The sequence below is a fragment of the Bradyrhizobium sp. BRP19 genome (assembly GCF_020194195.1).
Taxonomy (GTDB): domain Bacteria; phylum Pseudomonadota; class Alphaproteobacteria; order Rhizobiales; family Xanthobacteraceae; genus Bradyrhizobium; species Bradyrhizobium yuanmingense.
Map to the genome: position 1 here is coordinate 100,875 of NZ_JADYVZ010000009.1, position 17,518 is coordinate 118,392.

The 17,518-nt window shown below is 61.4% G+C and carries 14 protein-coding genes and 2 pseudogenes; 15 read left to right on the top strand and 1 reads right to left on the bottom strand.

Annotated features, from left to right (window positions below; genetic code table 11):
- Positions 1-290 precede the first annotated feature (290 nt).
- From I6F36_RS25070 to I6F36_RS25090, 5 genes and pseudogenes are all read left to right on the top strand, one after another.
- Positions 291-2,054: a DUF3363 domain-containing protein gene (locus tag I6F36_RS25070; protein ID WP_225172406.1), complete on the top strand. Its 1,764-nt coding sequence runs from the start codon at positions 291-293 to the stop codon at positions 2,052-2,054.
- A 36-nt stretch (positions 2,055-2,090) separates the two neighbouring features.
- Positions 2,091-4,076, top strand: a complete 1,986-nt coding sequence (locus tag I6F36_RS25075) for a conjugal transfer protein TraG (RefSeq protein ID WP_225137051.1) — start codon at positions 2,091-2,093, stop codon at positions 4,074-4,076.
- A gap of 6 nt (positions 4,077-4,082) precedes the next feature.
- Positions 4,083-4,508, top strand: a complete 426-nt coding sequence (locus tag I6F36_RS25080; RefSeq protein ID WP_225137050.1) for a CopG family transcriptional regulator — start codon at positions 4,083-4,085, stop codon at positions 4,506-4,508.
- A 134-nt stretch (positions 4,509-4,642) separates the two neighbouring features.
- A complete protein-coding gene (locus tag I6F36_RS25085) occupies positions 4,643-5,974 on the top strand; it encodes a nitrate/nitrite transporter (RefSeq protein ID WP_225137048.1) in 1,332 nt (443 codons plus the stop codon).
- Positions 5,975-6,208: 234 nt separating this feature from the next.
- Positions 6,209-6,579, top strand: a pseudogene (locus I6F36_RS25090) (ATPase, T2SS/T4P/T4SS family); the annotation flags it as partial.
- 5 nt (positions 6,580-6,584) lie between these two features.
- On the opposite strand, the pseudogene I6F36_RS25095 reads toward I6F36_RS25090, so the two are convergent.
- Positions 6,585-7,612 (bottom strand): annotated as a pseudogene (locus I6F36_RS25095) (threonine/serine dehydratase).
- Between the two features lie 617 nt (positions 7,613-8,229).
- Here I6F36_RS25095 and trbB point away from each other — a divergent pair.
- The 10 genes from trbB (at position 8,230) to I6F36_RS25145 (ending at position 17,517) form a co-directional block, all read left to right on the top strand.
- Positions 8,230-9,144 carry a P-type conjugative transfer ATPase TrbB gene (gene trbB, locus I6F36_RS25100; protein WP_225137046.1) on the top strand — a complete coding sequence of 305 codons (915 nt, stop codon included), beginning with the start codon at positions 8,230-8,232 and terminating at the stop codon, positions 9,142-9,144.
- Between the two features lie 55 nt (positions 9,145-9,199).
- Positions 9,200-9,469, top strand: a complete 270-nt coding sequence (locus I6F36_RS25105; protein WP_249789060.1) for a TrbC/VirB2 family protein — start codon at positions 9,200-9,202, stop codon at positions 9,467-9,469.
- The gene (locus tag I6F36_RS25110; RefSeq protein ID WP_225137041.1) at positions 9,469-9,732 is read left to right on the top strand and encodes a VirB3 family type IV secretion system protein; all 264 of its coding nucleotides are present in this window, start codon (positions 9,469-9,471) and stop codon (positions 9,730-9,732) included. Before I6F36_RS25105 ends, I6F36_RS25110 begins: the two co-directional genes overlap by 1 nt.
- 10 nt (positions 9,733-9,742) lie before the next feature.
- Positions 9,743-12,184, top strand: coding sequence for a conjugal transfer protein TrbE (gene trbE / locus I6F36_RS25115; protein WP_225172407.1), 2,442 nt, complete (start codon positions 9,743-9,745; stop codon positions 12,182-12,184).
- Entirely contained in the window at positions 12,181-12,906 is a 726-nt protein-coding gene (gene trbJ, locus I6F36_RS25120; RefSeq protein ID WP_225172408.1) for a P-type conjugative transfer protein TrbJ, read from the top strand. Before trbE ends, trbJ begins: the two co-directional genes overlap by 4 nt.
- Positions 12,906-13,277: a putative entry exclusion protein TrbK-alt gene (trbK-alt, locus tag I6F36_RS25125; RefSeq protein WP_225172409.1), complete on the top strand. Its 372-nt coding sequence runs from the start codon at positions 12,906-12,908 to the stop codon at positions 13,275-13,277. The genes trbJ and trbK-alt overlap by 1 nt, the downstream gene beginning before the upstream one ends.
- Positions 13,274-14,500 carry a P-type conjugative transfer protein TrbL gene (gene trbL, locus I6F36_RS25130; protein ID WP_225172410.1) on the top strand — a complete coding sequence of 409 codons (1,227 nt, stop codon included), beginning with the start codon at positions 13,274-13,276 and terminating at the stop codon, positions 14,498-14,500. The genes trbK-alt and trbL overlap by 4 nt, the downstream gene beginning before the upstream one ends.
- A gap of 94 nt (positions 14,501-14,594) precedes the next feature.
- Positions 14,595-15,278, top strand: a complete 684-nt coding sequence (gene trbF, locus I6F36_RS25135) for a conjugal transfer protein TrbF (RefSeq protein ID WP_225172411.1) — start codon at positions 14,595-14,597, stop codon at positions 15,276-15,278.
- Positions 15,275-16,309, top strand: a complete 1,035-nt coding sequence (trbG, locus tag I6F36_RS25140; RefSeq protein WP_225172412.1) for a P-type conjugative transfer protein TrbG — start codon at positions 15,275-15,277, stop codon at positions 16,307-16,309. The genes trbF and trbG overlap by 4 nt, the downstream gene beginning before the upstream one ends.
- The gene (locus tag I6F36_RS25145) at positions 16,306-17,517 is read left to right on the top strand and encodes a TrbI/VirB10 family protein (RefSeq protein WP_225137029.1); all 1,212 of its coding nucleotides are present in this window, start codon (positions 16,306-16,308) and stop codon (positions 17,515-17,517) included. Before trbG ends, I6F36_RS25145 begins: the two co-directional genes overlap by 4 nt.
- Position 17,518: the final 1 nt, after the last annotated feature.

Genomic DNA, 17,518 nt, shown 5'->3' on the forward strand with positions numbered 1-17,518 from the left:
TACGGGTGTCTCGGCCCTTCGGGTAACGATCGCTATCGCAAGCGCGCGGAAGCAGTGACGGCTTCGCGAGTTGCCTGCCAAGTCGCTGCGGCTCTGTCGGGAACCGGCGAGACCACGACGGCAGGACGGCGAGATAAAAGGGGCTCGCCGGTCGAACCGCAAGCCATTGGCATGGCTTGGGTTTTGGCGTGCCGGTCGGTCGGGGCGCGTGCCGCGCCTTGCATTTTGGCGAATGCAATCAAAGGCGTTTTCGGCACTGTCTGCGTTTTCGACAGTTGGGAGGCCCTGCCGTGAGCACGGGCGACAGCGACCTGCGTATCCGGCCTGGGCGTATCCGCAGTACCCGAGCGCCTAAGCCGAAGAGCTTCATCAACCAGGTGCTGCGGGCAGCGAAGAAAGCAGGACACACCTCCGGTCAGGTGGGATCGGGTAGGCGTTCGGCCGCCTATGGGCGCTCGACGTTTGGCCGCGGGCGCGTCGCCTTTAGCCGCGCCCGATTGTTCAGCCCGACAAGGCGCGTCGTGGTGAAGGCGCGTGTGGTTCGTCACAAAGGGCGGGCCTTCCGTTCAGCGCCACTGACCGCCCACCTCTCATATCTGAAGCGCGATGGCGTGACCCGGAGTGATGAACGGACCGAGATGTTCAATGAGGGCTGCGACCGCGCCGATAGCGCGGCTTGCGCAGAACGCTGCAAGGACGACCGGCATCATTTCAGGTTCATCGTCTCACCGGAGGATGCCGGCGACATGACTGACCTGAAGGCCTTCACCCGCGATCTCGCCAGGCAGATGGAAATCGACCTTGGTACGCGGATCGATTGGGTGGCTGTCGATCATTGGAATACCGACAACCCTCATGTCCATCTTCTCGTACGGGGGATAGATGAAGAAGGGGCGGATCTCGTGATCTCCCGCGACTACATCAGCCGGGGCCTCCGCTCTCGCGCCGAGGAACTGGTCGCCATCGAACTGGGTCCAAAGCCGGAGCACGAGATCCGCAATTCGCTGGAGAGGGAAGTTACGGCGGAACGATGGACGCGGCTCGACCGGGAGATCCGGTTGGCGGCAGATGAGACTGGCTCGATCGATCTTCGCCCGGAGAATCCCGACAAGTCCGACCCCGAGATCCGGCGCCTGATGGTCGGTCGCCTTCAACACTTGGAGAAGATGGGCCTTGCCGCATCAGCCGCGTCAGGGGAATGGATGGTCGGACTTGAGGCGGAGGGTAGCTTGCGTGACCTCGGTATGCGCGGCGACATCATCAAGACCATGCACCGCGCCTTCACCGAGCGTGGGGAAGCGCGCGGCGTTGCCGATTTCGTCATCGAGGGCGGCCAGCCGACATCCCAGCTTGTCGGACGACTGGTCGACCGCGGATTGCATGACGAAATGACTGGCGAGGCCTACGCTCTGATCGACGGAACAGACGGACGGGCGCACCATGTGCGCTTTCGAGGGCTCGAGGCTTTCGAACATGCACCGCCGATCGGCGGCATCGTCGAGGTCCGACGCTTGGGTCAAGCCGGCGATCCGCGACCGACCCTGGTGCTGGCGACCCGTTCCGATCTCGATCTCGGTGGGCAGGTCACCGCGAAGGGTGCTACCTGGCTCGATCATCGGCTGGTCGAACGCGACCCCATGCCGCTCGCCATGAGTGGATTTGGCCGCGAGACCCGCGAGGCCATGGAAGCCCGTACGGAGCATCTGATCCAGCAGGGTCTGGCGCGGCGGCAGGACCAACGCATCATCCTGCAGCGCGATCTCCTGAACGCGCTACGCAGACGCGAACTGGACGAGGTGGCAGCAAAGCTTTCGGCCAGCACCGGCCTGCCTCGCTTGAATGCCGGCTCCGGGGAGCACGTGGCGGGCACGTATCGCCAGCGGCTGACGCTCACCTCTGGACGCTTCGCCATGATCGATAATGGGCTCGGCTTCCAGCTCGTGCCCTGGTCGCGCGAACTCGAAAAGAGGCTCGGCCAACACGTCAGCGGCGCGGTGAAGGACGGCGGCGGCATCGAATGGGGCTTTGGTCGGAAGCGCGACCTCGGCCTCTAGCAATCTCAACAATACAGTTGCGGAAAGAGGTTCGGGATGTCCGGAACCAAAATCCTCTGGGGGCAGGTGATCGTTGTCGCCCTGATCGTCTTGCTGGCCATCTGGGGAGCAACCGAGTGGACGGCGTGGCGGCTCGCCTTTCAACCTGAGCTTGGACGGCCCTGGTTCGAACTGTTGGGCTTCAGGTTCTATTATCCGCCGATCTTCTTCTGGTGGTGGTTCGTCTTTGATGCCTATGCGCCGCAGGTCTTTGTAGAGGGCGCTTTCATCGCGGCGTCGGGGACGTTTATTTCGATCGCAGTTGCGATCGGCATGTCGGTTTGGCGCGCGCGCGAAGCCAAGAACGTCGAGACTTATGGTTCGGCGCGCTGGGCTGGTCTAGAGGAGGTGAGGGCGGCAGGTCTTCTCGGTCCGGATGGTGTGGTGCTCGGCAAGCTCGACCGCGACTATCTCCGCCATGACGGGCCGGAGCATGTGTTGTGTTTCGCGCCGACCCGGTCCGGGAAGGGTGTTGGCCTTGTGGTGCCCTCGCTGCTGGCTTGGCCCGGCTCGGCCATCGTGCACGACATCAAGGGCGAGAACTGGGAGCTGACCGCAGGCTTTCGCTCGCGGCATGGCCGCGTCCTGTTGTTCGACCCGACCAACCCGAAATCCTCGGCTTACAATCCGCTTCTCGAGGTCCGGCGGGGGGAGTGGGAGGTCCGCGACGTCCAGAACGTGGCAGACGTCCTGGTCGACCCCGAAGGCTCACTCGACAAGCGGAATCATTGGGAGAAGACCAGTCATTCGCTCCTGGTCGGCGCCATCCTCCACGTCCTCTATGCCGAGGCGGACAAGACCTTGGCCGGCGTAGCAGCCTTTCTGTCCGACCCGAAGCGGCCGATCGAGGCGACGCTGAAGGCGATGATGACCACACCGCACCTTGGCGAGCAGGGTGCGCATCCCGTGGTCGCTTCGACCGCGAGAGAACTGCTCAACAAGTCCGAGAACGAACGCTCCGGCGTCCTATCCACGGCAATGTCGTTCCTCGGACTTTATCGCGATCCCGTGGTGGCCCAGGTGACCCGGCGCTGTGACTGGCGGATCGCCGACCTGACCGCCGACCTCCGTCCGACGACGCTTTACCTCGTCGTGCCGCCCTCCGATATCTCGCGGACGAAGCCGTTGATCCGCCTGGTGCTGAACCAGATCGGCCGGCGCCTGACCGAAGATCTGCACGCCCGCGACCGCCGGCATCGCGTCCTGATGATGCTTGACGAGTTCCCGGCGCTGGGGCGTCTTGATTTCTTCGAGTCCGCGCTCGCCTTCATGGCGGGGTATGGCATCAAGAGTTTCCTGATCGCTCAGTCGCTCAATCAGATCGAAAAGGCCTACGGGCCCAACAACGCGATCCTCGATAACTGCCATGTCCGCGTCAGCTTCGCGACCAACGACGAGCGGACCGCCAAGCGTGTGTCTGACGCGTTGGGCACAGCGACCGAGATGCGCGCGATGAAGAACTATGCCGGTCACAGGTTGAACCCATGGCTCGGGCACCTCATGGTCTCGCGACAGGAGACGGCAAGGCCGCTCTTGACGCCGGGCGAGGTCATGCAGCTGCCGGGGATGGACGAGATCGTCATGGTGGCAGGGACGGCGCCGATCCGGGCGACGAAGGTCCGCTACTACGAGGATAGGCGATTCACTGAGCGGGTTCTGCCGCCGCCGGATCCGGCGAGGGCCGGTCGATCCTCGCGAACGGACGGATGGTCAGCGATCGGAGCGCTGGAGCCGACGGGAGGTCCAACTGACAAAGCCGCGGAGGCCGAGGACACGGCGAATAGCGGATTTCGTCGTGAACCCGAACTCCCGGATCACGTCGCGATCGTCAAGGAAACAACCGAGCCGACGCCAGCAGAGGAGTTTGCAGTCGTTCTCGACGACGACGAGGACCCGGTCCGCCAGTCTCGGCTTATGCGTCAGCAGATGCGTGGCGTCGCGCGTCAGGTCGCCATGGATCCGAATGACGGTATGGAGCTTTGAGGCAATATGCGCGACCGGATGAACGTCTATTTTCCGCCAGAGCTGCTGAAACAGATCTCGGACCTCGCCGATCGCAAGAAGCTTTCCCGGTCTGCGATCGTGGAAGCTGCGGTCGCCTCCTTTCTTTCACCCGACGGAGCGGATAGGCGGGAGGCAGCGTTCACCCGGCGCCTCGATCGGCTGTCGCGTCAGATGCAGAGGCTCGAGCGCGACGTAGGTTTGACGGCCGAAAGCTTGGCGCTCTTCATACGGTTCTGGCTGACGATCACGCCTCCACTGCCCAATGACGCGCAGGCGGCCGCGCAAGCAAAAGGCCGGGAGCGCTTCGAAGGATTTGTCGAGGCGCTCGGGCGCCGCTTGCAAAAGGGGCAAAGCTTTCTCCGCGAGATTCCGGAAGATGTCCGCCGTCAGGAACCGGTCGAAGAAACCTGATTGAATCATGTGGGCAGACCATTTCGCCGGTCCTTCTTTTTCTACGCCAGCCTGCGACCGCGGCAATTCAGCCAATCTGACAAAAAGCTGGACGCGCTATCGGCTCGCACGAGCGGAGAGCAAAAGGGGCAAGCATGCAAATCTCAACAGCATGGCGTCGAATCGCGTTCGTTTTTCTCCCTTTCGCTTCTGGATACTATCTTTCGTATCTGTTTCGAACGATCAACGCTTTGATCGCCAGTCGTCTCAGCTCGGATACTGGGCTTGGGACTGCCGACCTCGGGTTGCTTACGTCAGTCTATTTCCTTGTCTTCGCGGCGGCTCAGATCCCCATCGGCATTTTGCTGGACCGCTTTGGTCCGCGTCGCGTCCAGAGTGTTCTGCTCTTGATTGCCGCGGCGGGCGCCGGGCTGTTCGCGGTATCGACCAGCTTCCTGTCATTCTTGATCGCGCGTGGAATGATTGGGCTTGGCGTCGCGGCGGCGCTGACGGCAGGGCTGAAGTCCATCATCCTTTGGTTCCCCAGGGAACGAGTCGCCTTGCTTAACGGCTACATGATCATGCTGGGATCGCTCGGAGCGGTGACCGCTACGGCTCCCCTTGAACACCTACTCGCTTGGATGGGCTGGCGGCAGCTCTTTGAGATACTGGCGGCCGCGACCGGTGCCACGGCCATTTTGATCTATGTCGTGGTGCCCGAACGAGGCAATGTCCCATCGACAGCGTCAACCCCCACGACCCTAAGCTCTGTTTTTGGAGATCGGCGCTTCTGGCGAATGGCCCCGTTGTCGGCGACTTGCGTTGGATCGGCCTGGTCCTTGCAGGGATTGTGGGCATCGCCGTGGCTGACAGACGTAGAGGGGCTTGATCGCGCAGCTCTCGTCCGACAGCTTTTCATAATGTCGATCGTCTTGAGCTGCGGTGCCGTGTTGTTTGGGATGACCGTGCACCATATCAAACGAAGAGGAATCGGGGTCGAGGCGGTATTGGGGATGGTCGCAGTGTTGTTTATCGCAGCCGAGCTAGTCTTGATCCTGCGAGCGCCTCTGTCGTCCATCTTGCCCTGGTCCGTTGTCGCAATTGTCGGAACGGCAACCGTGGTCAGCTTCGCGGTGATAGCTGATTACTTTCCGCCGGAACTCGCTGGTCGTGCCAATGGTGCCTTGAACGTCTTGCACTTTGGTTGGGCGTTTCTGGCGCAATACGCGACGGGCCTGATCCTGGAGCAATGGTCCGCCAATGATGGCCATCGGCCGCTCCAGGCCTATCAAGTTGCTTTCGGTTTCAACGTAGCGCTGCAGATCGCGGCGCTGGTCTGGTTCACGCTGTCCAGGCGCCGATCCACCACTCCGTGGATTAGTTCAATCAGCTACTTCAAGCCGGCTGATGATCCCTGCGCTGAGTCAGCTGGATTGCATGAGGATTCGGTCATCCTCCTGCCTGCGGATGACCACGCGGAGTGGTGAGCAGCAACTCGCGGCGAACAGATACGATCACTCATCAAATATCGGTTTTCAGTCCTTCTTTTTCTGCTCCAGCCAACGATCACCGAAAGCGCTTGTTGCGCCAAGTCCACTGGTGGCTTTTCTAATCGTCCCCGTCTGAGGGCGCTCTTTGGGAGTTCGCAGGGGGCGAACGGTGGCAATCCATTCCATTCAATTGGAAGCGAATTCGCGTGGTGCGCGAATGCTGCGCAAGGGACTGGCGAGCTCTTCGAAGGCCGTTTGCCCCAGTTGTGGCAGCACCCGCCTTGCTATCCGCAAGCGTGCGTTCGACGAGTACGCCGCCAAGCAGATCACGACCTCGGACCAGGCCAACACCCTGAGGGATGCGGTCGCCGCACGGAAGAATATCCTCGTCACTAGCGGGGCATCGACCGGCAAACCAAGCTTGACGAACGCGCCCTGGCCGAAGTGGCAAAGACCTCCCACCGGGTCGTGCTGATTGAAGATACACGCGAACTCCGGTGCAAGGGGCCAAATCTCGTAGCGTTATGACAAAAGACGAGGTAGTCACCGAGCTCGTTCGGTCCTCGCTCAGATTGCGTCCTGATCACATCCCGATAGGCGAGGCCGGCTAAGCGATCCGCATTTCGGCGTGCGCTAGGTCCAATGCCGAGCGGAAGACGTCGGTGCTCACATTGCCGCCCGAGCAGACAACACCCACGGTTTTGCCTCGACAGTCGACCTGGCCTGAAATGACGGCAGCAAGTGCGACGGCGCCGCCGGGCTCCACGACGATCTTGAACTCTTCAACGCATCATTGTCATTGACGACGACTCCGCCCGTTAGAAGGCGCTTATTAATCGGAAAGGTCAGTTCACCCGGCTTGTCGATGAGGATGGCATCGCAGATCGAAGTCGCTCCAGGATGATTGGACACACGATGTCCTGTGGCGAGGGAGCGGCGCGTGTCATCAAATCCAGCAGGCTCAGCCGAATATACTGCGGTCGCCGGGCTCTCAGCCTCCATCGCAAGCGCGCAACCAGCCGTGAGCCCGCCGCCCGAACAGCACACCAGCAGCGCGTCCAACTCGGCTCCCATAGACGCAGCCTGAGAGGCCATTTCGAGGCCAAGTGTCCCTTGTCCGGCGATCACTTCCGGATCGTCATAGGGCGGCACCAGAACCAGGTTTCTATCTTCAGCAATCTTCGCGCCCACGGCGGCCCGATCTTCCGTGTAACGATCGTAAAAGATAATCTCGCCGCCGTAGAAATGGGTTTTGTCGATTTTCACTTTAGGCGCATCAGCAGGCATGACGATAACAGCAGTTGAGCCGAACAAGCGAGCTGCGAGCGAAACAGCTTGAGCGTGATTGCCAGAAGAATAGGCCACGACACCGCGTGCCAATTCCGCCCTGCTCAGTTGCGCAATTCGGTTAAGCGCACCCCGGAGTTTGAAAGAACCTGTTCGTTGCAACACCTCAGCCTTGAGCAAAACCCGACCGCCGACCCGGTCATTGAGAACCGGAGATTCAAAAAGCGGAGTGATCACGGCGTAAGGTTCAATTCGCCGTGCGGCCGCTCGGATGTCTTCAATATCGATGTCGCAAGCGCGGTCCGCTTTATCGCTTGGCTTGGGAAAGGTTCGGCCTGTGTCGGACATTGAATACCCATTTCACAATGACGGGGCTGGTGCGGGACAAGAGAAGGTTTATGTTTGGGGCAATCAGTTCGCAAGCGATACATTGTATCCATGACAATATAGGCCGACGAACATGGCGCGGGGCAAATAGAAGGGTATCGTTCGTTTGTTGGCGGATCAGATCCGTTCTGGTGCGATGAGACCCGGACAGTGAATGCCAACCCATGGCGATCTTGCTTACAAGCAAGGCTTGTCGCTGGGGGCGGCAACCCGCGTATACTCAGAACTGCTTCAACTCGGGTTGATCACCGGCGAAGTAGGGCGAGGAGCGTTCGCGCGTGCTCCCGTCGATGCTTGCTATCGAGCCAGTCGGTTGTATGAGGAGTCGGTCATCTTCCTGCCCGCGGATGACGATGCTCGCCGAGTACGAGACCATTGAGTAGGCCTTAAACATCAGTTCTCAGTCTTTCTTTTTCTACGCCAGCCTACGATCAAGGAAGCCACTTGTTGCGCCAATTCCATAGGTGGCTTTTCTAATGATCTCCATCAGAGGACGCTCTTTGGACGTCCTCATTCGGTGGGGGCGGACGGTGGCAATCCATTCCATTCAATCGGAGGCGAGTTCGCGCGGTGCGCGAATGCTGCGTAGCGCGCTCGGCTCTGCGATTGCAGGCTACCTGGAAGACGAAGCGATCATCGAGGTGATGCTTAATCCCGATGGACGGCTGTGGATCGACCGGTTGTCGAGCGGCCTGATTGACACTGGCGAAACTCTGTCGGCCGCGGATGGCGAACGGATCGTTCGCCTGGTCGCACATCACGTGGGCGCGGAGGTGCATGCCGGCTCGCCGCGGGTCTCGGCCGAACTGCCCGGGACCGGCGAGCGCTTCGAAGGTCTCTTGCCTCCGGTCGTTGCAGCACCGGCCTTTGCAATCCGCAAGCCCGCCGTCGCCGTGTTTACGCTCGACGACTACGTCGCCAGGCGCATCATGACCTCGGAGCAGGCCAGGACCCTGCAGGACGCGGTCGCCGCACGGAAGAACATCCTTGTCGCTGGCGGGACATCGACGGGCAAGACCACGTTGACGAATGCGCTTCTGGTCGAGGTGGCGAAGACCTCCGATCGCGTCGTGCTGATCGAGGACACCCGCGAGCTGCAGTGCAGGGCGCCCAATCTCGTTGCGCTGCGGACCAAGGACGGCGTGGCGACGCTGTCGGATCTCGTCCGCTCGTCCCTCCGACTGCGTCCTGACCGCATCCCGATTGGCGAAGTCCGAGGTGCCGAAGCACTCGATCTCCTCAAGGCCTGGGGCACCGGCCATCCCGGCGGCATCGGTACCATCCATGCGGGCACTGCGCTCGGCGCGCTGCGCCGGCTCGAGCAGCTCATCCAGGAAGCTGTCATCACGGTTCCGCGCGCTCTGATCGCCGAGACCATCAACCTCGTCGCCGTGCTGGTGGGACGCGGCGCTGACCGCCGCCTCGCTGAACTCGCCGCCGTCTCAGGGCTGGGTGCCACCGGTGACTACAGCCTTTCAACAGCAGGAGACTGACATGCGTCAGCAATTTCGCTTTCTTCGAGGTGTATCGTTGGCCGCCATCGGCACAATGGTTTTGGCAGTTCAGCCCGCATGGGCGGCTGGTTCGAACATGCCGTGGGAGCAGCCGCTCAATCAGATCCTGCAGTCAGTGGAGGGGCCGGTCGCAAAGATCATCGCGGTCATCATCATCGTCGTGACCGGCCTAACTCTCGCATTCGGGGATTCCTCGGGCGGCTTCCGCAGACTGATCCAGATCGTGTTCGGTCTATCGATCGCGTTTGCGGCCTCAAGCTTCTTCCTGTCGTTCTTCTCCTTCGGCGGTGGCGTGGTCATCTGATGGATGAACCTGTCACCGGCTTTGTTGTGCATGTTCATCGCGCACTCACCGAGCCCATCCTGATGGGTGGCGCGCCGCGATCGGTTGCGATCGTCAACGGCACGCTTGCGGCAGCCCTGGGTCTGGGGCTGCGGCTCTGGATCGCGGGTCTGGTCCTCTGGTTCATCGGCCACATGGCCGCTGTCTGGGCCGCCAAGCGCGACCCCGCTTTTGTCGATGTGGTGCGCCGACATCTGCGCATCCCCGGTCATCTTAACACCTGAGCTCTAGGTCATGATGAATCTTGCCGAATATCGCCATTCAAGCGCGCGCCTCGCCGACTTCCTGCCCTGGGCAGCGATCGTCGACGAGGGAATCATCCTGAACAAGGACGGTTCGTTCCAACGGACAGCAAAGTTCCGGGGGCCTGACCTCGACAGCGCAGTACCGGCTGAACTAGTCGCCGTCGCCGGTCGCTTGAATAACGCTTTGCGTCGCCTGGGATCCGGCTGGGCCGTGTTCGTTGAGGCGCAGCGCCATTTCGCTGGGGCCTATCCTCCGAGTACATTTCCGGATGTCGCGTCCGCGCTGGTCGACGCGGAACGCAGGGCACAGTTCGAGGAGGCGGGCGCTCATTACGAGTCAAGCTACTTCCTGACCTTCCTCTTTCTACCTCCGGAGGAGGGAGCGGCTAAGGCGGATCGATTGCTCTATGAGGGTCGCGACCGCACCGTTGGAGCAGATGCCCGGGAGGTGCTGCGCGGGTTTGTCGACCAAACCAACCGCGTGCTGCAGCTCGTCGAAGGGTTCATGCCGGAGTGCGCCTGGCTCGATGATCAGGACACGCTGACCTACCTGCACTCGACGATCTCCACCAGGCGTCATCGGGTTCGAGTGCCCGAAATTCCCATGTACATCGATGCGCTCTTAGCCGACCAGCCGCTAACCGGCGGGCTAGAGCCGATGCTGGGCTCAACCAATCTTAGGGTACTGACGATTGTCGGCTTTCCGGGAGCCACGACCCCGGGAATCTTAGACGACTTGAATCGCCTGCCATTCTCTTATCGTTGGTCGACCCGCGCGATCATGCTCGACAAGACCGACGCCACCAAGCTGCTGACCAAGATTAGGCGGCAGTGGTTCGCCAAGCGAAAGTCGGTTGGCGCCATCCTCAAGGAGGTCGTGACAAACGAGCCGTCGCCGCTGCTCGATACCGACGCCCACAACAAGGCGCTTGATGCCGATGCGGCGTTGCAGGAACTGGGGTCCGACCAGATCGGACAAGCCTTTGTCACGGCGACCATCACTGTCTGGGACCTTGATCCCAATGCCGCCGACGAAAAGCTGCGCCTGGTCGAGAGGGTCATTCAGGGGCGCGACTTCACCTGCATGATCGAGACGGTGAACGCTGTCGAAGCCTGGCTCGGCAGTCTGCCGGGGCATGTCTATGCAAATGTGAGGCAGCCACCGGTATCGACACTCAACCTCGCCCATATGATTCCGATGTCGGCCGTGTGGGCGGGCGAAGCCGGGGACCTGCATTTCAAGGGTCCGCCGCTTCTGTTCGGCAAGACCGAGGGAACAACGCCGTTCCGATTCTCCCTCCACGTCGGCGACGTCGGCCACACGCTCGTGGTAGGACCGACAGGTGCCGGCAAGTCGGTCCTGCTCGCTCTGATGGCGCTGCAGTTCCGCCGTTACCCGAACTCGCAGGTCTTTGCGTTCGATTTCGGTGGTTCGATCCGGGCGGCCGCGCTCGCCATGGGCGGCGACTGGCATGATCTCGGCGGTGCGCTGTCTGACGGGGAGGAAAACCCCGTCGCGCTGCAACCATTGGCCTGGATCGACGATTCCGCCGAGCGCGGATGGGCCACGGAATGGATTGGCGCGATCTTGGCGCGGGAAAAGGTCGAGATCACCCCGGAGGTGAAGGATCATCTGTGGTCGGCGCTGACGTCTCTCGCTTCGGCGCCGAGGGAGGAGCGCACCCTCACGGGCCTCGCGGTCTTGCTGCAATCCAATTCCCTGAAAAGGGCTCTGCAACCTTATTGCCTGGGTGGTTCCTCTGGACGCCTGCTCGATGCAGAATTCGAGCGCCTCGGCGAGGCGTCCGTCCAGGCATTTGAGACTGAAGGGTTGATCGGAACGAGCGCTGCCCCAGCCGTTCTGGCTTACCTCTTTCATCGGATCGGAGACCGTCTCGACGGCCGGCCGACACTTCTCATTGTCGATGAAGGCTGGCTTGCCCTCGACGACGAGGACTTTGCCGGCCAGCTCCGCGAATGGCTGAAGACGCTTCGGAAGAAGAATGTGTCCGTCATCTTCGCTACCCAGTCGTTGTCGGATATTGACGGGTCCGCGATCGCGCCGGCGATCATCGAAAGCTGCCCAACTCGTCTGTTACTGCCGAACGAACGGGCGATAGAACCGCAGATCACCGCCATCTACCGCCGCTTCGGACTGAACGATCGCCAAATCGAACTTCTGAGCCGGGCAACGCCAAAGCGCGACTACTACTGCCAGTCGCGCCGGGGCAACCGCATGTTCGAACTTGGGCTTGGTGAAGTCGCGCTCGCCTTTACGGCAGCTTCTTCCAAGGCCGATCAGGCTGTCATCGCGCAACTCTTTGCCGAACATGGACCTGACGGATTTGTGCCGGCTTGGCTACAGCACCGTGACGTGGCCTGGGCCCTCGGCCTGATCCCCAATCTCGTCAATCTGGAGAAATCGCTATGAGGCGTCTCGGTCTATTGGCGGCCGCTGGCACGGTCGCGCTGATCCTAGCCACGGTGCCTGCAAGGGCGCTGATCGTCTTCGATCCCAACAACTACGTTCAGAACGTCCTGACTGCCGCACGAGAGCTGCAGCAGATCAACAATCAGATCGCCTCGTTGCAGAACGAGGCGCAGATGTTGATCAACCAGGCGAAGAACCTGGCAAACCTGCCGTACTCGTCGCTACAGCAACTGCAATCCTCGATCCAGCGCACCCAGCAATTGCTTGCCCAGGCGCAGCGCGTCGCCTACGACGTCGAGCAGATTGATCGTGCCTTCTCGACCAGCTACGCGCCAGCCACCAGCAGCCAGTCGGATCGGTTGCTGGTCTCGAACGCTCAGTCGCGGTGGCTGAATTCCTATGCCGCAACTCAAGACGCGCTTCGTGTCCAGGCGGGCATCGTTGGCAACCTCGACACCAATCGTATCCAGACGTCCGCGCTCGTAACGACCAGCCAAGGCGCGAGCGGCGCACTGCAGGCAACGCAGGCCGGCAATCAGATTCTCGCGCTGAACGCGCAGCAACTCGCCGACCTCACCGCCGTCGTGACGGCGCAAGGTCGGGCGCAGAGTCTTGAAGCTGCCCAACGCGCTTCTGCCCAGGATCAAGGACGAGAACAGCTTCGTCGGTTCCTGACACCGGGGCAGGGTTATCAATCATCTAACGTGCAGATGTTCCACTGATGACAGACATCCGGGCATTCAAGGCGTTGTCGCTGCTTACGACCATCGGTGTGTTGGTCGTCACTGCCTGCACGATTCAGCTTCGCGGCGGAGACGGTTCTCCTCAGCCGCCGAAGGCGGAACAGACGACGGATGCAACCAGCTCTGACCTTGCACGCTGCCGCGGTGTCACTGCGGAAGAAACGGCTGGCTATCAGCATTGCAGGCAGGTCTGGGCCGAAAACCGGCGCCGCTTCTTGGCCAAGAAAACTGGTGCCGCGGTTCCTGGCCAAGAAGATCCCGCCGCGGGGTTGGTGCCCGCCCCAAAGGATCAGAGCCGAATTCCGCAAGGATATCCGCAACCGGCGATACCCGAGGCTAGCAGGCCATGACGGGTACGGGGATCATCGACCAATTCCTGGAAACGTTCACGCGTTATATCGACAACGGTTTTGGGCTGCTGGGGAGCGATGTCGGATATCTCGCAACGGCTCTTGCTGCGATCGACATCACCCTCGCTGCGTTGTTCTGGAGCTGGGGACCTGACGAGGACATCATCGCACGTCTTGTCAAGAAGACGCTCTTCGTGGGGGTTTTCGCTTACCTCATCGGGAACTGGAACAGCCTGTCGCGCATCGTCTTCGAGAGCTTTGCAGGCCTTGGGCTGAAAGCATCGGGCGCAAGCCTATCTGCATCCGATTTCCTGCGGCCGGGAAAGATCGCTCAGGTCGGCCTTGATGCCGGCCGACCATTGCTTGATTCAATCTCCAACCTGATGGGCTACATCAGTTTCTTCGAGAATTTCGTCCAGATTGTCGTTCTCCTATTCGCGTGGGTGGTGGTGCTGCTCGCCTTCTTCATTCTGGCGATCCAACTCTTTGTCACCCTGATCGAGTTCAAGCTCACGACGCTGGCTGGCTTCGTGCTCATTCCTTTTGGCTTGTTCGGCAAAACCGCCTTCGCGGCGGAGCGCGTTCTGGGCAACGTCATATCTTCTGGCATCAAGATCCTGGTCCTGGCCGTCATCGTCGGCATTGGCTCAACCCTGTTCTCGCAGTTCACAGCTGGTTTCGGCGGTGCGCAGCCGACCATCGAAGACGCGATGACGCTGGTGCTCGCGGCGCTCTCCTTACTGGGTCTCGGTATATTCGGTCCGGGTATCGCAAACGGCCTTGTATCGGGTGGACCTCAACTCGGCGCCGGCGCCGCGGTTGGAACAGGCATTGCTGCCGGCGGCATTGTTGCGGCTGGCGCGGGACTTGCCGCTGGCGGTGCTAGTCTCGCTGGCGGTGCGATTGCAGGTGCCGCCCGCGGTGGCGGCGCTGTCATAAGCGGAGCATCAGCCGCCTATCGAAGCGGCGGTCTAGCTGGCGTGGCAGAGGCTGGCGCTTCGGCTGCGAAGAGTCCTTTGCGTCGAGCCGCGGCTGCCTTCGGAGGTAGCCAAGCGGGCGGCCAGGGCGCGAGCGCTCCGGCCGAAGGGCAGCCTGATTGGGCCCGCCGCATGAGGCGTTCTCAGACCATTCGGCATGGTGCCTCCGCCGCTGGCCACGCCGTCCGCTCCGGCGATCATGGCGGCAGTGGTGCCTCCGTCGATTTGTCTGAAGGAGAACGCTGAGACACACCACTGCATCCCCGCCGCCCAGCAGCGGCTCAAATCCACCTATCGCACGACTTGAACCCGATCACTCGATAATCAGGGGCAACCATCGATGTTCAAACGACCATCTGTTCACTACGGGCGCATGCCCGAGCCGATTACGCCTTATCAAAAGGCCGCGCAGGTTTGGGACGAACGCATTGGATCAGCGCGCGTGCAAGCCAAGAACTGGCGCCTAATGGCGTTCGGCTGTTTGATACTGACGGCCGGTCTAGCTGGTAGCCTTGTCTGGCAATCCAGCCAAGGCTCGATCACGCCCTGGGTGGTCGAAGTCGATCATCTCGGCCAAGCCCAAAGGGTCGCGCCAGCCAACATCGACTATCAACCGACAGATGCCCAGATCGCCTACCATCTGGCGCGCTTCATCGAGGATGTCAGAGGCCTGCCGGCCGACGGCATCGTTCTGCGCCAGAACTGGCTCCGGGCCTATGATTTTACGACCGATCGCGGCGCCGCTGCGCTCAACGATTATGCGCGCAACAATGATCCCTTTGCCAGGCTGGGCAAGGCGCAAATCTCCGTCGACGTCTCGAGCGTCATCCGCGCATCCTCGGAAAGCTTTCGGGTCGCGTGGACTCAACGCACTTACGACAACGGCTCGTTGAGCTCGACTGAGCGCTGGACTGCAATCCTAACGATCGTGATCGAGACCCCGCGCGATGCCGAACGTCTGCGCAAGAATCCCCTTGGCGTCTACGTCCGCGCCATCAACTGGTCAAAGGAGTTGGGTCAGTGACCAAGACGCCGTCTGACGTTCATTCGACATGTTCCCTTCAGCAAAACAGGCTCAATTCGGCTTGGCCCGAGTTCGTGAGCTCGAAGCGTGCACTTCTATCCGCTCTTCTGCTTTGTTCGTCTGTGCTCGGAGGGTGCGCGACCTATATTCCGCCGGAGATCAGCTATGACGCTGAAGTTCCTCCGCTGCCAGCAACGCCCGTGGCTCTCGACGACAGGTCGCGACCGCTTCACGTTCCACCCCTATGGAAGCCGGCTCTCGGCGGCAAGTCGGGAGGGAAGGAAGACGCTGAACCCGTGAGCCGGGTCGAGACGGCAAACAGCGCGTCTCGCGTCGAACCGCGCAAGCGGGGGTATTTCAACGCGGCGCAAATCTACGCCTACAGTCCCGGGGCGCTCTATCAAATTTACGCCGCACCGGGGCAGATCACGGATATCGCGCTCGAGGAGGGAGAACAGTTGACGGGATCAGGGCCGATCGCGGCCGGAGATACCGTACGCTGGGTCGTGGGCGATACCGAGAGCGGGAGCGGCGACACACGGCGCGTCCATATCCTGGTCAAGCCGACCCGAGCTTCGATCGAGACCAACCTCGTCGTCAATACCGATCGGCGGACGTACCTGATCGAACTACGCTCCCGCGATCGGCCATACATGCCGTCTGTTGCCTGGTACTATCCGGAAACCGTACGCGAACGATCGCGTTCGGTCGCTCTGAAGCCCGTTCTTCCGGAACCGGCGCAGCGCATTTCACGCTATGCCATCGAAGGGGACAGTCCTCCCTGGCGGCCGCTCGCCGCATATGACGATGGCCGCAAGGTCTACGTCGAGTTCCCGCAAGGCATCGCGCAGGGCGAGATGCCTCCCCTCTTCGTCATCGGTCCAGACGGCAAGACCGAACTCGTCAACTATCGCGCCTACGGCAACGTGTTGATCGTCGATCGGCTGTTTGCGGCCGCCGAACTGCGGCTTGGCGGTGAACACCAGCAGAAGGTTAGGATTGTCAGGACTGACGGGAGGCCGTCGTCATGAATACCCGGAATGAAGCCGATCACCAGCAAGCTGCTCCGCCGGCTACACCGGAGGAACAGTCCAGGAGCTTCCGCTTGAGAGCAGAGCATCCGCGCGTGACGCGGCTGTCGCGGAAGGTCTTGGCCGGGGGGAGCGCGGTTGCCCTGCTTGTCATCGGCGGAGCGGTCCTGTGGTCGCTACAGAGCACTCGCTCCCGTAATCAAGCGGCCGATGAGCTTTACAGCACTGACCACCATAATATTGCCGACGGCATTACGACGCTGCCAAAGGACTATGCTGGCGTTCCGCGCCAGCCAATCCCGCAGCTTGGTCCGCCACTCCCCGGGGACCTCGGTCGACCGATACTTGCCGCTCAAGGCCAGTCGCCGATGATCGGTACTGATCCGGACCAGCAGCGGCGGGATCAAGAGACCGAAGCAGCTCGCATCAGTCACCTGTTCGCTTCGACCAATGGTCGAGAAGTGCGGCCGTCCGCTGCTGCGGCTCCTGGAAGCGAGCGCGTGACGTCGCCGAACGCGTCGAGCACGGGCGATGACGGATTTGTGCAGAACGGTCAAGACCGGAAGCTTGCCTTCGTGAACGCATCCGTGGACCGTCGCACGGTCAGCCCTGACCGCATCACGAGGCCGGCTTCACCATATATCGTGCAGGCCGGGACGGTCATTCCGGGAGCCCTGATCACCGGGATACGATCGGACCTGCCGGGCCAGATCACGGCGCAGGTAACCGAGAATGTCTTTGACACTCCGACCGGCCGCTTTCTGCTTGTGCCCCAAGGAGCGCGCCTCATCGGGGTCTATGATAGCCAGGTCACTTTCGGCCAGCCGCGCGTTCTGCTGGTCTGGACCCGGCTGATAATGCCGAATGGACGTTCAATCGTTCTCGAGCGGCAGCCAGGCGCAGACACTGCGGGATATGCAGGCCTCGAAGACCAAGTAGACAACCATTGGGGCGAACTCTTCAAAGCCGCGGCCCTATCGACGTTTCTAGCGGTCGGGACCGAACTGGGGGCTGGCTCGGATACGAACAGCAACGACAGCTCCATAATCCAAGCATTGCGGCACGGCGCCTCGGGCTCACTGAACCAGAGCGGGCAGCAGGTAGTTCGGCGCGGCCTCAACATTCAGCCCACACTGACCGTGCGACCGGGTTTCCCAGTTCGCGTTGTCGTCAATCGTGACCTCATACTTGCACCTTACGGAGGATAGG

Excerpts from the sequence above, each read along its gene's own strand:
- I6F36_RS25075 (WP_225137051.1), top strand. The coding sequence starts at position 2,091 with ATGTCCGGAACCAAAATCCTCTGGGGGCAGGTGATCGTTGTCGCCCTG.
- I6F36_RS25080 (WP_225137050.1), top strand. The coding sequence starts at position 4,083 with ATGCGCGACCGGATGAACGTCTATTTTCCGCCAGAGCTGCTGAAACAG.
- I6F36_RS25085 (WP_225137048.1), top strand. The coding sequence starts at position 4,643 with ATGCAAATCTCAACAGCATGGCGTCGAATCGCGTTCGTTTTTCTCCCT.
- trbB (WP_225137046.1), top strand. The coding sequence starts at position 8,230 with ATGCTGCGTAGCGCGCTCGGCTCTGCGATTGCAGGCTACCTGGAAGAC.
- I6F36_RS25105 (WP_249789060.1), top strand. The coding sequence starts at position 9,200 with ATGGTTTTGGCAGTTCAGCCCGCATGGGCGGCTGGTTCGAACATGCCG.
- I6F36_RS25110 (WP_225137041.1), top strand. The coding sequence starts at position 9,469 with ATGGATGAACCTGTCACCGGCTTTGTTGTGCATGTTCATCGCGCACTC.
- trbE (WP_225172407.1), top strand. The coding sequence starts at position 9,743 with ATGATGAATCTTGCCGAATATCGCCATTCAAGCGCGCGCCTCGCCGAC.
- trbJ (WP_225172408.1), top strand. The coding sequence starts at position 12,181 with ATGAGGCGTCTCGGTCTATTGGCGGCCGCTGGCACGGTCGCGCTGATC.
- trbK-alt (WP_225172409.1), top strand. The coding sequence starts at position 12,906 with ATGACAGACATCCGGGCATTCAAGGCGTTGTCGCTGCTTACGACCATC.
- trbL (WP_225172410.1), top strand. The coding sequence starts at position 13,274 with ATGACGGGTACGGGGATCATCGACCAATTCCTGGAAACGTTCACGCGT.
- trbF (WP_225172411.1), top strand. The coding sequence starts at position 14,595 with ATGTTCAAACGACCATCTGTTCACTACGGGCGCATGCCCGAGCCGATT.
- I6F36_RS25145 (WP_225137029.1), top strand. The coding sequence starts at position 16,306 with ATGAATACCCGGAATGAAGCCGATCACCAGCAAGCTGCTCCGCCGGCT.